Origin of the sequence: Amorphus sp. 3PC139-8, assembly GCF_040750475.1 — a bacterium.
GTDB lineage: Bacteria > Pseudomonadota > Alphaproteobacteria > Rhizobiales > Amorphaceae > Amorphus.
The window spans coordinates 1-14058 of the sequence record NZ_JABJVY010000055.1; the positions used below are offsets into that span (position 1 = coordinate 1).

Sequence of the window (14058 nt, forward strand, 5' to 3'; positions counted from 1 at the left end):
ACGAGCCGACCGGCAACGAGGGGCGTGGCCCACAGGTCCAGCAGGCGAGCAACGCCTATCGCCTGTCTCTGCCGGAGAAGGCCCGGCAGTTCCTTGGACGGTTCGGCAAGGCCCCTCCCCCGCCTGCGGATCATGGACAGGATCAGCGGGCATGGAGCGAGGCAATCGACGCCTACAAGACCACCCTGCCCCTCGATGAGAGAACGCAGCTCGACGCTGGCGACAGCCCGCTAGGACAGGCCCTTGTGCGCATGGCGAAAAACTTCATGAAACGTGAGTCCGATAACCAGACTGAATCCCCATCTGATCTTTATCTAAGAGGGAAAACATAAGCGGTCGCCGCTGTTCGGGCTGCTTACGCAGCCCTGCGGCGGTTCCGACCCGCCTATACGCGGGCCGGGAAACGGCACACTCACCACCTAATCCGCACCGCTCGCGCCTGCGGCCAACGTCCTATGGGCTTTCGAGAGGGAGTGAGGGGCAAGGTCGGCGCTTAATTATTTACGTTAATACGTATTGACGTGTAAACGTATTACCTTGATAGAAGGCGATGGCGGCGGCCGGGACAACGTGCTAGAATGTACACAATTCAACACACGGAGGCGATTCCATGACCGCCAGCACCACCATGACGATTCGGGTTAGGCCCGATGTGAAAGAAAAGCTCGACCGGATCGCGAACGACACGCAGCGAAGCAAATCCTTCCTCGCCGGCGAGGCCGTCGCCGCCTATGTCGATCGCGAGCTTGAAATCATCGACGGTATCAAGCGCGGCATGGCTGATGCGGCGGCCGGCCGAGTGATCCCCCATGCGCAGGCCGTCGCGGAAATGCGTGAGGTTATCGAGGAAGCGAAGCGCCGGAAAGCCGCGCGCGGATGAGGCCGGTTGTCTGGTCGATTGAGGCGCAGCGGGATAACCTCGAAATCCTGCGCTATATCGCAGAGGACAACCCATTCGCCGCCGAACGGGTCGTGGATGCGATCGAGGACGCCGGGAACAAGCTCGGCGAATTTGCGACCGGCCGGCCGGGGCGGGTGAGCGGAACCTATGAAAAGTCCCTCGCCCGTCATCCCTACATCATCGCCTATGAGCTGCGGGACGTGGGGGGCCGGGAAAGCGTCGTGATCGTGCGCGTCATCCACACGTCGCGCGACTGGCCGGCCGAGGAATGGCCGCACTAGCTTAAAGACGTAGTAACGTTCTTAGCTATATGCTTTAATACGTATTCACGCAAAGAAGGATTGACGCATGAACGTCATTGCGTTTTTGAGCCAGAAGGGCGGGAGCGGAAAAACCACGCTTTCGGTTCATACCGCCGTGGCGGCCGAGGCGACCGGCGAACGGGTTTGCGTCATCGACGCCGACCCACAGGAGAGCGCGACCGCATGGGCGAGCGCGCGGGAAGCCGGAACGCCGATCGTCGCCACGGCGCAGGCCGGGGAACTGGACGCCGCGCTTAGGGCGGCCGAGGGCGAGGGCATGACCTTGGCCGTAGTGGACGCCCCGCCCCATGCCGCCCCGGCGGCCGGCCAGATCGCCCGAAGGTCGGAGCTGGTCTTAATTCCGGTCCGACCGTCCGCGTTTGACCTCGCTGCGGTCCCGGCCGCCGTCGAGATCGTGGCGGCCGCGAAGGTGCGCGGCGCGTTCGTCCTGTCTGCCTGCCCGTTCCGTGCGCCCGAGATCGGGGAGACGCGCGCGGCGCTGGAAGCCTACGGACTGCCGATCGTTCCCGGCGAGATTACCGACCGGCGCGCGTTCGCCCGCGCCGTCACGACTGGCAGCGCCGTGACGGAGTTCGAGGCCGAAGGGAAAGCAGCGGAGGAAATCCGGGCTTTGTGGGCGTGGATTAAAGGCACGTTAGAACGTAAATAGCTAAATACGTAAGCGCGTATTGAAGGAGCGAAACCTATGGCAAAGAAAGCAACCGGCCTCGCGGCCTTCACCCGCCCGAAGGCCGGCGCGGAGGCCACCAGCCTTGCAGCGATCGAGGACGATCGCCCGGCCGTGGAAATCCCGACGCCGAGGCGAAAGAGGGGAGGGGGCGAGACTGTCGCGCTTACGGTCAAGGTCAGGCGATCGGACTGGCAGCGCCTTCGCCAGCTCGCGGATGCAGAGGGAACGACAATTCAGGCGATGGCCGAGGCCGGGCTTTCGGCGGTTCTGGCACAGCACGGATTGCCGCCGATCGAGCCTTATGCACGTTGATACGTAAATAGCTAAATACGCTAATGCTTGCGTGTGTGGCCCGCCCCCGGCCGTCCCTACGGCCCTAGATGATGAGAGCGGGCCGGCCGGGGGGCTATCGTCGTGGCCGGGCGTTTCCCTGAATAGAGCTTGCACCAGGTCGGCGGTGGATCGCGGCGCAAGCCGCGCCGGCACGGAGGCGAACGCGCTCCCCAATAGCGCCGTAGAGAGCCGGAGGGCCGTTCGTAACAAAGTCCCGGCGCAAAGCGCCGGGTCCGCTTCCTGTCACGTCAGGCAGCGTCATACAGGCCCCGAAACTCGGGATCGGCATAGTAGGCGAGCTTTCCGGCAACGATCGGCCGTTGCCCGGCGAGGAACAGCAATTCGACATGCTGCGGCAGGTTGCGAACCTCATCCGGGGTCAGCAGCGGGCGGGCGGTGTGTTGCTCCCCGTAGGAAATGCCGGATTTGTCGGAATCGAGCGCCCGGCTCATGGTCTGGAACACAACGGTTTCCTGCCCGAGCAGATCGGAGACAAGCCGGGCGCTGTCGTGATCGTTGACGCCGAAGACCTGTAGGACGCCGGCGTTTGACAGGAAGGTGCCGGCGCGCTGCCCGTAGGTGGCGCGGAGCTGGTGAACGTCCTGCAGGATGGGCCAGAGCTGGACGCCGTAGCCGGCCATGAGGCCCATAGCGCGCTCGACGGGGGCCAGATGGCCGAGGGCGGCGAACTCATCCAGCAGGTAGAGGACCGGGGCGGCCGGCTTGGCAGGATCGCGGGCCATGTCGGTGAGGCTTTGCGACACGAGCAGGCGCAGCCATCGGGAATAGGTGGCGAGCCGATCAGGCGGCAGGACGAGGAACACCGAGGCGTTGCGGCGCTTGAGATCGGCAAAGCGGAAATCGGATCGGCCGAGGACGGCGACCATGCGCGGGCTGTCGAGGAAATGGGTATGGCGCTGCGCGGCCGAGAGGACGCCAGCGGCTTCCCGGTCGGATTTGCCGAGGTGGCGGTTTGCGGCGCGGGCGATCAGGCCGGAGGCGGCCGTTGACGCCTGCATGTCCTTCAGGAGCGCGGCGAAGGCTTCAGGGGCGAGGGTGAGATATTCGCGCAGGGTGGCGAGGTTTCGCCTGTCGCGCGGCTCGCTGGCGGCAATATGGAGGATCAGGCCGGCAATGAGCGCCTTGGCTTCCTCGTTCCAATGCGCCTCGCCGGCCATGCCCAGTTCATCGAACACGAGGGCGTCTGCCAAGGTGCTGGCATCTTCCGCGACATCGAGGCCGGCCGGGTCGAGCTGGTCGAGGGGATTGAAGGCGGCGGAGGGCTGGCCGGTGACGCCGAAGGGGTCGAGGACGTGGACCGGGCCGAATTGCTGGCGGGCGCGGCCGGCGATCTTGGCATTTTCGCCCTTGGGGTCGATGCAGATCACGGAGCGGTCGGCGGTGAGCAGGTTCGGGATGATGGTTCCCACGCCCTTGCCGGTGCGCGTCGGGGCCATCGTCAGCAGATGGGCCGGGCCGTCATAGCGCAGGAGCTTCCCGGTCTTGCCGTCGCGGCCGATCAGCAGGCCGGAATCGGCGCGGGCGAGGGCGGCGGTTTCCTTGGTCGTCGCGAAGCGGGCCGAGCCGTGGGTTTCGCCGTCCATGTCCCCGAAATGGACAATCAGGGGATTGGTGAGGAAGCGGAAGGCGAGCGCCAGCAGCACCAGCAGCGTGACGAGATCGAGCAGGAGAACCGGAACCGAGCCGACGCGAAAGCCGATTTGTTCGAGAGCGAAGCGGCCGCCGAAGCCAACGACGAACAGGACGATAACAAGGAGGAACAGAAGCCCGAGAAGCGGTTTCCAGATGCGAAAAGGTGCGGCGAGCAGAGCGACGAACGCCCATAGCGGATCACGCGCGGCCTGCCGCATCATGTTCTTGAACGCACCCCATGCAAGTCTCGCCTGACTCATGCGGCCGTCCCCCGGCGCTGCCTGTCGTCTCCCCGGCCTGCGCGTTGCCGATCAGGTCGGCAAACAGTTCCTTGTCACCGGGGCGCGTCAGGAAGTTGGGCAGCTCACGCTTGAGCCATTCGCCCAAGCGCCGGGAAAATTCCTCATCCTTGCCGCTTTCGAGTCGATGCAGGACGAGCGCGCCGAGCAGCACTTTGCGGCGCGTATCGTTGGCGCGTTCCTGCTTGGACAGCCGGGCCTTGAGCGTGGCACGCTGCGCGTCCAGTTCAGCCAAGCGTTGTTCGATCGTTTTACGCGCCATTCCTCAATCTCCCTTTCCGGTCATTAGCCTAGACTATCATTCCCGGCTGTCTTTTCCAGCGTTTGCCCGTTGCGCTTGAGTTTTCGACGGTTTTGCAGCACAATCCGGGCCTCAATTTATTGCATCGACCTTGCCGCAAGCGCCACACCGAGCGACGAAGGAGCGGAGCGATTGAGTTGAGAAGGGCGCACTTACGAGTTACTGCGTAACTCAGCGCGCCATTGGCTGGTCGGCCAATGGGAAAGGCGAAACGGTATCGGAGCTTGTTGCTTGGCGATCTACCATTTGAGCATGAAGCCAGTTTCGAGAGCGAGCGGCCGCAGCGCCGTCGCCTCAATGGCTTATCGTGCCGGGGAGAAGTTGACCAACGAGCGCGACGGGATCACGCACGACTACACGGCCAAGCAGGGCGTTGAACATGCGGAGATCGTCTTGCCGGAAGGCGTCAACGCCGATTGGGCGCGGGATCGGTCGGACTTGTGGAACGCCGCCGAGTTTGCCGAGAAGCGCAAGGATGCCCGCGTTGCCCGCGAGTTCGAGATTGCCTTGCCGCATGAGCTATCGGCCGAGCAGCGGCTAGAGGCGGCGCGGGAGTTCGCGCAGGAGCTGGCGAACCGATATGGCGCGGCGGTGGACTTTGCGATCCATGCGCCGCACGATGCCAGCGACGTTCGCAACCATCATGCGCATGTGATGATGACGACGCGGCAGGTTGGCGAGGGCGGCCTAGGCGACAAGACCTATCTTGAGCGCGAAAACAAATGGCTCTTGGCGCACGACCTGCCGACGACCGATATGCAGCTCCGCGACCTTCGCCAGAGGTGGGAGGGGATCGCCAACGAGCGGCTTGCGATGGCCGGGCTTGATATTCGGATCGACCATCGTTCGCACATGGAGCGCGGGCTAGAGATTGCGCCGACCGAGCATGTGGGCGTCCATGCCTCGCAGATGGAGCGGCGCGGCCTCGACGTGTCGCGGTCGCGGCTGGACGAGGATGCGGCCCGGCGCAATGCCGAGCTGATCCGGGAGAAGCCCGAGCAGGTTCTAACCCTCATCACCGGCGAAAAGAGCGTGTTCGATCGCCACGACGTTGCGCGGGCGCTGCATCGCTACATCAACGACGACCCGCAGGAGTTCCAGAGCGCGTTTGCGAAGGTGATGGCCTCGCCGGCGCTGGTCGAGTTGCAGCCCGAGCGCGCCCACGTAGTGGGGGACCCGGCAGCAACGGGCGAGATCGAGCTTGCCCGCTATTCGACCCGCGAAATGGTCGAGCTCGAATCCGGCATGATCGAGAGCGCGCAGCGGATGCACGGCGCGCATGGTCATGGCGTCGATCGCCGGCATGTCGAGCGCGCCATAGAGCGGCAGGACGCCGCCATTCAGCGCAGCGCCGGCGATGCTTCCGCCCGGCTGTCCGACGAGCAGCGCCGGGCGATCGAGCATATCACCGGCCCGGAGAGGATCGCGGCCGTTGTCGGTTATGCCGGCGCTGGCAAGTCCACCATGCTCGCGGCCGCGCGCGAGGCGTGGGAGGCCGAGGGCTATCAGGTCCACGGCGCGGCCCTGTCGGGCAAGGCGGCCGAGGGCTTGGAGGAAAGTTCCGGCATCCAGAGCCGCACCCTCGCGTCATGGTCCCGCGGTTGGGAGAACGACCGCGGCACGATCGGCCGCGGCGACGTCTTCGTGATCGACGAGGCGGGCATGGTCGGCTCGCGCCAGCTCGCCCGCTTCGTTGGCGAGGCCGAGGCGCGCGGGGCGAAGATCGTGCTTGTAGGCGATCACGAGCAGCTACAGGCGATCGGGGCCGGCGCACCGTTCCGGGCGATCACGGAGGAAATCGGCCATGCCGAGCTTTCCGAGATTCGCCGGCAGCGGGTGGACTGGCAGCGGGAGGCGTCGGTTGACTTCGCCACGCACCGGACGGCCGAGGGGCTGGCGGCCTATCGGGATCGGGGCAATATCAGCTTTGCCGAAACCGGCGAGGACGTGCGCGGCCAGATCGTGCGCGATTACCTTGCCGACCGCGACGAGCGCCCGGACGGCACCCGCGTAGCGATGGCGCATCGACGGGCCGATGTTCGGGCCATCAATGACGCGATCAGGACCGAGCTACAGGACCGGGGCGAGCTGGCGCAGGGCGAGGACGCCGGCGCGCTGACCTTCCAGACCAATGACGGCAAGCGCGAGTTCGCGCCGGGCGACCGCATCGTGTTCTTGGAGAACAACCGCGACCTTGGCGTGAAAAACGGGATGCTAGGCACGGTCGAGCATGTCGAGGCCGGCAGGATCATCGCCACGCTGGACGGCCGGGGCGGCGAGAACGTCAGCGTTCCGATGGGCGACTATCAGGCGATCGACCACGGCTATGCGACGACGATTCACAAAAATCAGGGGGCGACGGTCGATCGTTCCTTTGTGCTGGCGTCGGGGATGATGGACCGGCATCTAACCTATGTCGCCATGACCCGCCATCGCGACGGCGTGCAGCTCTACGCGGCACAGGACGAGTTCACCCATGCCGGCCGGCTGGTCGAGCATGGGGCCGCGCCGTTCGAGCACAAGGAAGGCAACAGCCAGAGCTATTTCGTGACGCTGGAGAACGGCAAGGGTGAGCAGCGCACGGTTTGGGGCGTCGATCTTGAGCGCGCCATGAAAGAGGCCGCGCCGGAGATCGGGGAGAGGATCGGCCTACAGCATGAGGGTTCCACCCCTGTCACCTTGCCGGATGGGACGCAGACGCACCGGAACACATGGAAGGTTCAGGACGCCGGCGAGCTGGCCTATAGCCAGCTAGAACGCCGCCTGTCCCGGTCGGGCGTGAAGGAAACGACGCTCGACTATACCCGCGACTTTGCCGAGCGGCGCGGGATCGCGGAGCAAATGGGCGTCCGCAGCGAGATCGAGATTCCGGCCGAGCGCGCCGGGCTACGTGCGGAACGGGAGTCGACGGCCGGGGATCATGCCCTTGATCGGAGATCCTCGCAAAAAGTCCGCGCGGATCTCGCGCAGGATCTTCGTGCAAATCCTCGCGAGGATCTCGCCGCCGATCGACAGCAGCGCCAACGGCCATTCGAGGGCCTGAAACTCGAGCGCGGCGCGGCGACCGAGAGCCGCGAGCCAGACCGCGCCGGCGAGGACGGCTCGCAGATCGACCAGAAACGGCCGCAACAGGCCGAGAAGCAGCGGCGCGGTATGTTCGCCGGCCTCAAGCTCAATGCGCGTCCTGCCCCCTCACAGGAGCGCACAGAGCGGCCGGAAAGAGAGGGGAGCTTGCGGCAGGCACCGGCGCCTGACCGGTTGGCCGAGCGGGCGCGGCGGCAGTCGCCGCTTGAGCAGGCTGTTGACCGCTATGCGCGGGCCTATCAGTCGGTCGCGGAGCATCGGCGCGAGGGTTTGCCGGTCCTCGACATGCAGCGGCAGGAAATGCGCGATGCCGGCCAGCAGCTCGACCAGGTGCAGGGCGGCATGAAAGATTTGCTGCGCTCGACGTTGCAAAACGACCCGGCGACGGCACGCGCCATAACCGAGCTTTCCGGCCGGGAGCGTGTCGCGCATGTCATCGACGGAATGAAGCGCGAAAACGCCGCGCTGCAAGACCCGAATATCAGGGCCGAGCGGTTCGTTGAACGCTGGCAGGAGCTACAGGGCCAGCGCCGGGAGCTTCGTGGCTGGCAACACGACGAGGCACGCGGCAAGGTCGAAAGCCAGATGAGCGGCCTTGCCAAGAGCCTTGAGCGCGACCCGCAGGCGGAATCCATCGTGCGGAATCGCAGCCGGGAGCTTGGAATCGGGCAGGACTTGCGCCGGGAGCAGAGCATTGCCCGCGCGCTGCAAGAGGAAATGACACGCAGCCGGCAGATTAGCCGGGGTATCGGCTTGGGAATGTAGGCAGGGAGATCATGGCGGAACTGGACGACGACAGGGAAGGAATCGAACCGGAAGCATTGGACGAGGACGCCGGCGACCCGGCCGCAGCTTTCGACGCGCTCCGGCGCACGATCGAGACGCAGGGCGCGCAGATCGGCGCGGAAATGACCGTGATGCGGCGCGGGCTGGAAGCCGCTTTCGACCAGCTCGACAAGATCGAGCCGCAGACCGATTACAAGCCCCAGCTCGCCCAGCTCGTGCAGGCTCTCGACACTGTTGCGGAGCGGCTGCACAGCGTCGAGCAGTCGCCCATTCTTCGGCAGGGGGCGCAGCACTATGCGGCCGCGCTCGAGCGTAGCGGCGAGGCCCTGATACGCACCGCCGCGCAGCAGCTCGAACGGCAGGCGTCCGACCTCGAGCGCGCCGGCCGGAACCTCGCCGCGCATGTCGCCGGCGCGCGGGAGCGCGATCGGCAAAATTGGTGGCTTGTCGTCGCCTTCGCTATCGGCCTGCTCGCCGGCGCGGTGGTGATGCTGTTCCTTCCGCGCCTGTTGCCGTTCTCGGCCGCGCCGCGTGTCGCCAGCGTTGTCATGGGGGAAACGCCGTGGCGGGCCGGTATGAGTCTCATGGCGTTCGACAGCCCGGAAGCGTGGCAGCGCGTGGTCTCGGCTGATCAGCTCATTGAGGCGAACAGGGAGGCCGTAGCGGCTTGTTGGGAGGCCGCGCGCACGGCCGGCGAGGACCAGCGTTGCACCATCACCGTGCCAGCGCCTCAGTAGCCTTGGCGCTTGTTCGAGCTGCGTCCTATATTTATGGAATCGATGTGATTTTGTTCTTCTGCGGGATGATTTGTAGACCCAGCAGAAAGGCAGCGCCTAAGCTGATCCATATATCTGCCAGATTGAACACGAAGAAATGCCAATCCCCAAAATGCAGGTTCAGGAAGTCGGTGACAGAGCCGCGTGCGCTTCGGTCGATCAGGTTTGCTAGAGCGCCCGCTGCGACCAGTGAAAGGGCCGCCCGGTGCCAACCTTGCGACCGATAGGCCCATACGGTCATGGCAAGGGTCAGCAATCCTGTAACGACCACTAAAGCGGCTTGGCCCGTATCGCCCTCGAAAGCGAACAAACCAAACGACACGCCCTCGTTAAAAGTCAGGTGCAGAGATACAAAGGGCAAGAAGTCGAAAGCAGGGCCATAGGGTTCGAGACTCGCCCGCGCCCATGCCTTCGTTGCAAGATCGAGCGCCGCTCCTATGGCGACTATCAATGCAGCGGGGCCAACCTGCACGCGCTCACTGTTCCGGTTCATTTGCCGCGCCACGTCAGCAGGCGTAGCGCATTTGCCGTAACGAGGACCGTAGCGCCCGTATCGGCGAGAATAGCCATCCAGAGCGTGGTAACGCCGAATAGAGTCGTCACGAGGAAGACGGCCTTCAATCCAAGTGCTATTGCTATGTTCTGCCAGATATTGCCGAGCGTCGTCTGCGATAATTCGATGAGATCGGCGATACCCGTCACCCGGTTTCTGAGCAGCGCGGCATCGGCGGTTTCAAGCGCGACATCGGTGCCCGCACCCATGGCAACGCCAACGGAAGCGGCAGCGAGCGCCGGTGCGTCGTTGATGCCGTCCCCCACCATGGCGATCGGCCCATCAGCCTTGAGGAGGCCGATCTTGGCAAGCTTGGCGTCGGGCAGGAGTTCGGCGCTCGCCTCAAGGCCGAGATGGGCCGCGATGGCGTCGGCCGTGCGCTTGTTGTCGCCGGTCAGCATCAGGGCGCGCACACCCCGATCCGTCAGCCGTTTCACACCTTCGATAGCGTCGTCGCGCGGCTCGTCGCGCAACGCGATCAATCCCTCTAGGGTCTTTCCTTTCATAAGCACGACAACCGTCTTGCCTTGGCTTTCCAACTTAGTGATCGTCTCAGCGATGCTCTCTTCAAAGGCAACCTGTTCAGCAGCGTGCCGAGGAGAGCCGACCGAGGCGAAGCCGTCTTTCAGCCGCGCCGTGACCGCTTTGCCGGGTGTCGCGATGCCGCCGCCGAAGGTGGCGGGCAGTTCGAGCCCGCGCCCCTCTGCTGCCTCCACGATTGCGACACCGAGCGGGTGGCTGGTGTTGCGCTCGACAGCCGCCGCGATGGCGAGAACCGAGTTCTCGTCACCTCTGATCGGCACAATATCTGTCACCTGGGGACGGCCGCGCGTCAGCGTTCCCGTCTTGTCAAAGGCAACCGTTATGACCTTCCCGAGTGTTTCCAGCGCCGCGCCGCCCTTGATCAACAATCCTTGGCGTGCCCCAGCGGCAAGACCGGATGCAATGGCCGCCGGTGTGGAAATCACGAGTGCGCATGGACAGGCAATCAGCAGCGTGGCGAGGCCACGATACACCCATGTCATCCAGTCACCGCCAAAGGCGAGAGGCGGCACGACAACGATCAGAGCCGCGACGACCATCGCGCCCGGCGTATACCAGCGGCTGAAGCGGTCGATCATGCGCGCCGTGGGGGCCTTTGACTCCTGGGCTTCCTCGACCATGTGGATGATGCGAGCAATGGTGTTGTCAGCCGCGACATGGTTGATCGACACCCGAAGCTCGCCATTCGCGTTGATGCTGCCCGCATAGACGGTTGCGCCGGCTTCTTTCAGCACGGGCACGGATTCGCCTGTCACGGGCGCCTCATCGACCTCAGATACACCGTCAATCACCGTGCCGTCAGACGGCACGCGGTCTCCAGGCCGAACAACGACGACATCACCGATGGCCAGCTCTTCGGCAGCGACCTTTTCAACGGCACCGTCACGTTCGCGGAACGCGACCCGGGGTACGAGATCGATCAGCGCTTCAATGCCTGCCCGCGCACGGCCGGCCGCCACGGTTTCAAGCAGTTCGCCCACTGCGAACAGGAAGATCACGACAGCAGCTTCTTCGGCCGCGCCGATGGCGACCGCGCCGAGTGCTGCGACTGTCATCAGTGTCTCAATGGTGAAGGGCGATCCGGATATCGCGCCGGCGACAGCCCGCTTCGCGAACGGGATAACGCTGATCAGCGCCGCGCCTGAATAGAGCCATTGCTCCCAATCCGGCAGAATACGCGCGAGGGCGAAGGCAAGAACGAACAGCACACCAGTAAGGAGGACAAGCCGACCTTTGCTGCCTTTCCACCACGCCTCAGTAATACGCTTCCGAGGCAGGCTCGCCTTTGGCTCGGCCTGCTCGACCACTGGTGTATACCCAAGTGCTCGGATCTTTTGCTCAATGGTGCCGAGGGCCGTGCGGTCCTCATCCAATTGCAATGCAAGCGTCTCGCTGGCGTAACTGACATTGACGTCGCTAACACCCGGCAAGCGCTGCATCGCCGTCTCGATTTTCAATGCGCAGGATGCACAGTCCATGCCTTCTACGCGCAGTCTGTAGGGGCTCGCTGCCGCCATGATGTCACCTCGACTTTTCCGATGTGACACCCCAGATAGACCCTGTAGTCACTATAGGGTCAAGAGATGAACGACAAAATTCTGATGATCGGCCAATTGGCCAGGCGGACAAGGACCAAGGTCGAGACGATCCGGTTTTACGAAAAGAACGGCCTCCTGCCGGCACCCTCGCGTACCGGTGGCAACTATCGTGCATATGAGTTGGTCCATCTCAGCCGGCTCAGTTTCATCAGGCGGGCGCGTGAACTTGGTTTCTCGCTCGATCAGATCAGGGAATTTCTCAAGCTGGCTGACGATCGTTCGCGGTCTTGCGCGGCGGTTGATGCGATTGCAAAGGAGCACCGGAAGGAAGTCGAGCAAAAAATCCAAGACTTAATCGCGCTTAAGTCCGAACTTGACCGGATGATCGACCAGTGTGGATGCGGCCTAGTTGCAGATTGTAGGATAATTGAGAGCCTGTCACCGCCAGCGAGGAACTACTAACAGCGCCTGGCCGAAGCAGCGTGATGCATACGGCTGTTCTTCGATCTTAGCTTGTCGCAGAACTACTAAAACCCGCGACAGATCGGCCGGCCCCGGAAAATCAGGGCTTTTCGTGTCGCACGTCTTTGTCGCAAGTGGTAAGACACTTGCGACATGATTTGCGACAGGGGGAGCCGTGAGCCGCCAACCAGATTCCAACGCCAGCCGGGCGTTCATCGGCTATGCCCGCGTCTCGACGCGCGGGCAGGACCTCGATGCGCAGCGGGCCGCCCTTGGCGCGGCCGGTTGCGTCCGCATCTTTGAGGAAAAGGCTTCCGGGGCGAAGCGGGACCGGCCCGAGCTGGCGCGGATGCTCGACCACTTGCGCGCCGGCGACGTGGTGACGATCACCCGGCTAGACCGTCTCGCCCGATCGACGGCCGACCTTCTGGCGATCGCGGAGCGGATCAAGGAGGCCGGCGCGGGCCTGCGCTCGCTGGCCGAGCCTTGGGCCGACACCACGACGCCGGCCGGCCGCATGGTGTTGACCGTGTTTGCCGGCATCGCAGATTTCGAGCGCAGCTTGATCGTGGAGCGCACGAGCGCCGGCCGGATCGCGGCGAAGGCCCGAGGTGTGCGGTTCGGTCCTTCCCCTGCCCTGTCGGCCGAGCAGATCGCCCACGCCCGCCAGCTCATCCATGAGGATAAGAAGCCGGTGGCGGAAGTCGCGCAGCTCTTGGGCGTGCATCGCGCCACGATCTACCGGGCGATAGAACGCATTGACGTGGATACGCATTGACGCAACTACGTTTAGTCGCCCGGCCCTAGAAGTAGTGCCTTTCTCGCTCCCTTACGCAAAGGGTTGCAGAATCGGGCGATTTCGTCTCTTCATGTAGACATGGCGAGTCGCACCCGAGAACAAGTTAAGCTGGAAAGTGTCCGAAACCTGCGCGCCCGTTGGCGCGCGGAGGGCCGGATTCTTGTGCAGGCCGATCTGCCCGGCGAGCTGGTCGCGGCGATTGACCGCCTGAAGGACGACGCGGGCTTGCGAGGGCGCGCGCCGATCATCGAGGAAGCGTTGAGGTTCTATATCGAAGCGAAGCAAGGGACATAACGGCAAAACGCCCGACCGTTGGCGCGGTCGAGCGTTTTATAGGCCGTCAGACACACCGTAGAGCCGGGGCCATCAAAGTCTCCCCTTATCTACGCTAGAGCACTCCAATTCGCAAGATTGATTCTTGCGGAAACGGGAGTGCCGTGCCTGCCGTCCGCGCCGTCATGTCCTTCAAATGGAAGGACGAGGGCATATGTTGAGGACGCACTACGCGGCCGCGATCGGCTGCGCGCGCGGGAACGCGCTTGATGAGATCATGCGGGAGGTTTGGAGCCGATACGGCGCGGGCCAGCTCACCGACGACGAGGCCGGCGAGCTTACGACGCTCGCCCATGAGCGCCGGGCCATCCTGCGGGGATCGGGACAGACCGCGCTAGGGCTGATCTTTCCGCCCCCGGCCCCGCGCTGCCCGACGCCAGTTCGCCGGCATAGTCATATCCGGGGGCGATCGGAGGGCCGCATATGGCGGCCGACAACGCGCAAGGACGTGCAGGCGATCTTGAAGGCGGCCGAAATCTACAACGAGGCCGGCTTGCACGAGAAGGGCGAGCGCAGCGGCCCGCTAGGATCGGTGGCGCTGGACGTGCTGCGGCTGTTCGTCAATCTGATCGACTTCCGCACCGGCCGGCTAGAGCCGTCAATCACCACGATCATGGACCGCTTGGGCCGGTCGCGCGATACGATCGTGCGGGCGCTGAAGAACCTGCGGGCGCATGGTTTCATCGACTGGCTGCGGCGCTACG

General features: G+C 64.3%; 14 protein-coding genes and 1 pseudogene. 11 read left to right on the plus strand and 4 right to left on the minus strand.

Annotation, left to right across the window (positions count from 1 at the left end):
* From HNS03_RS25170 to HNS03_RS25190, 5 genes and pseudogenes are all read left to right on the plus strand, one after another.
* Positions 1-332, plus strand: a pseudogene (locus tag HNS03_RS25170) (helix-turn-helix domain-containing protein); the annotation flags it as partial.
* Between the two features lie 278 nt (positions 333-610).
* Complete coding sequence (locus tag HNS03_RS25175; RefSeq protein ID WP_006473479.1) at positions 611-880, plus strand: CopG family ribbon-helix-helix protein; 270 nt, start codon at positions 611-613, stop codon at positions 878-880.
* Complete coding sequence (locus HNS03_RS25180) at positions 877-1182, plus strand: type II toxin-antitoxin system RelE/ParE family toxin (protein ID WP_006473480.1); 306 nt, start codon at positions 877-879, stop codon at positions 1180-1182. Before HNS03_RS25175 ends, HNS03_RS25180 begins: the two co-directional genes overlap by 4 nt.
* Before the next feature lie 67 nt (positions 1183-1249).
* Positions 1250-1873: a ParA family partition ATPase gene (parA, locus tag HNS03_RS25185; RefSeq protein ID WP_021316632.1), complete on the plus strand. Its 624-nt coding sequence runs from the start codon at positions 1250-1252 to the stop codon at positions 1871-1873.
* A gap of 36 nt (positions 1874-1909) precedes the next feature.
* Positions 1910-2206, plus strand: a complete 297-nt coding sequence (locus HNS03_RS25190) for a hypothetical protein (protein WP_006473490.1) — start codon at positions 1910-1912, stop codon at positions 2204-2206.
* Positions 2207-2475: 269 nt separating this feature from the next.
* Here the strand turns inward: HNS03_RS25190 and HNS03_RS25195 are convergent, their stop codons facing one another.
* Positions 2476-4140: a type IV secretory system conjugative DNA transfer family protein gene (locus HNS03_RS25195; protein WP_120326077.1), complete on the minus strand. Its 1665-nt coding sequence runs from the start codon at positions 4138-4140 to the stop codon at positions 2476-2478.
* On the minus strand, positions 4079-4441 hold the full coding sequence (locus HNS03_RS25200) for a mobilization protein (protein ID WP_238474179.1): 363 nt from the start codon (positions 4439-4441) through the stop codon (positions 4079-4081). The genes HNS03_RS25195 and HNS03_RS25200 overlap by 62 nt, the downstream gene beginning before the upstream one ends.
* Before the next feature lie 270 nt (positions 4442-4711).
* Here HNS03_RS25200 and traA point away from each other — a divergent pair, with 270 nt between their 5' ends.
* Together traA and HNS03_RS25210 are read left to right on the plus strand one after the other, a co-directional pair.
* On the plus strand, positions 4712-8329 hold the full coding sequence (gene traA, locus HNS03_RS25205; RefSeq protein ID WP_188073993.1) for a Ti-type conjugative transfer relaxase TraA: 3618 nt from the start codon (positions 4712-4714) through the stop codon (positions 8327-8329).
* 11 nt (positions 8330-8340) lie between these two features.
* The gene (locus tag HNS03_RS25210; protein ID WP_183030168.1) at positions 8341-9087 is read left to right on the plus strand and encodes a DUF6118 family protein; all 747 of its coding nucleotides are present in this window, start codon (positions 8341-8343) and stop codon (positions 9085-9087) included.
* A 31-nt stretch (positions 9088-9118) separates the two neighbouring features.
* On the opposite strand, the gene lspA is transcribed toward HNS03_RS25210, so the two are convergent.
* Positions 9119-9619, minus strand: a complete 501-nt coding sequence (gene lspA / locus HNS03_RS25215; RefSeq protein ID WP_120326082.1) for a signal peptidase II — start codon at positions 9617-9619, stop codon at positions 9119-9121.
* Entirely contained in the window at positions 9616-11739 is a 2124-nt protein-coding gene (locus HNS03_RS25220) for a heavy metal translocating P-type ATPase (protein WP_120326081.1), read from the minus strand. The genes lspA and HNS03_RS25220 overlap by 4 nt, the downstream gene beginning before the upstream one ends.
* 66 nt (positions 11740-11805) lie before the next feature.
* Between HNS03_RS25220 and HNS03_RS25225 the strand changes: the two genes are divergently transcribed.
* The 4 genes from HNS03_RS25225 to HNS03_RS25240 form a co-directional block, all read left to right on the plus strand.
* A complete protein-coding gene (locus tag HNS03_RS25225; protein ID WP_120326080.1) occupies positions 11806-12222 on the plus strand; it encodes a helix-turn-helix domain-containing protein in 417 nt (138 codons plus the stop codon).
* 175 nt (positions 12223-12397) lie between these two features.
* Positions 12398-13000 carry a recombinase family protein gene (locus HNS03_RS25230; RefSeq protein WP_120326079.1) on the plus strand — a complete coding sequence of 201 codons (603 nt, stop codon included), beginning with the start codon at positions 12398-12400 and terminating at the stop codon, positions 12998-13000.
* Between the two features lie 183 nt (positions 13001-13183).
* Positions 13184-13315: a ribbon-helix-helix protein, CopG family gene (locus tag HNS03_RS25235; RefSeq protein ID WP_006473454.1), complete on the plus strand. Its 132-nt coding sequence runs from the start codon at positions 13184-13186 to the stop codon at positions 13313-13315.
* Positions 13316-13508: 193 nt separating this feature from the next.
* A partial coding sequence (locus tag HNS03_RS25240) for a helix-turn-helix domain-containing protein (RefSeq protein ID WP_367198806.1) occupies positions 13509-14058 on the plus strand: 550 nt, incomplete at its 3' end.

Bases quoted from the DNA above. Each gene is read 5' to 3' on its own strand.
- HNS03_RS25190 (WP_006473490.1), top strand. From the start codon at position 1,910: ATGGCAAAGAAAGCAACCGGCCTCGCGGCCTTCACCCGCCCGAAGGCC.
- HNS03_RS25210 (WP_183030168.1), top strand. From the start codon at position 8,341: ATGGCGGAACTGGACGACGACAGGGAAGGAATCGAACCGGAAGCATTG.
- lspA (WP_120326082.1), bottom strand. From the start codon at position 9,619: ATGAACCGGAACAGTGAGCGCGTGCAGGTTGGCCCCGCTGCATTGATA.
- HNS03_RS25195 (WP_120326077.1), bottom strand. From the start codon at position 4,140: ATGAGTCAGGCGAGACTTGCATGGGGTGCGTTCAAGAACATGATGCGG.
- HNS03_RS25175 (WP_006473479.1), top strand. From the start codon at position 611: ATGACCGCCAGCACCACCATGACGATTCGGGTTAGGCCCGATGTGAAA.
- HNS03_RS25220 (WP_120326081.1), bottom strand. From the start codon at position 11,739: ATGGCGGCAGCGAGCCCCTACAGACTGCGCGTAGAAGGCATGGACTGT.
- HNS03_RS25225 (WP_120326080.1), top strand. From the start codon at position 11,806: ATGAACGACAAAATTCTGATGATCGGCCAATTGGCCAGGCGGACAAGG.
- parA (WP_021316632.1), top strand. From the start codon at position 1,250: ATGAACGTCATTGCGTTTTTGAGCCAGAAGGGCGGGAGCGGAAAAACC.
- HNS03_RS25180 (WP_006473480.1), top strand. From the start codon at position 877: ATGAGGCCGGTTGTCTGGTCGATTGAGGCGCAGCGGGATAACCTCGAA.
- HNS03_RS25200 (WP_238474179.1), bottom strand. From the start codon at position 4,441: ATGGCGCGTAAAACGATCGAACAACGCTTGGCTGAACTGGACGCGCAG.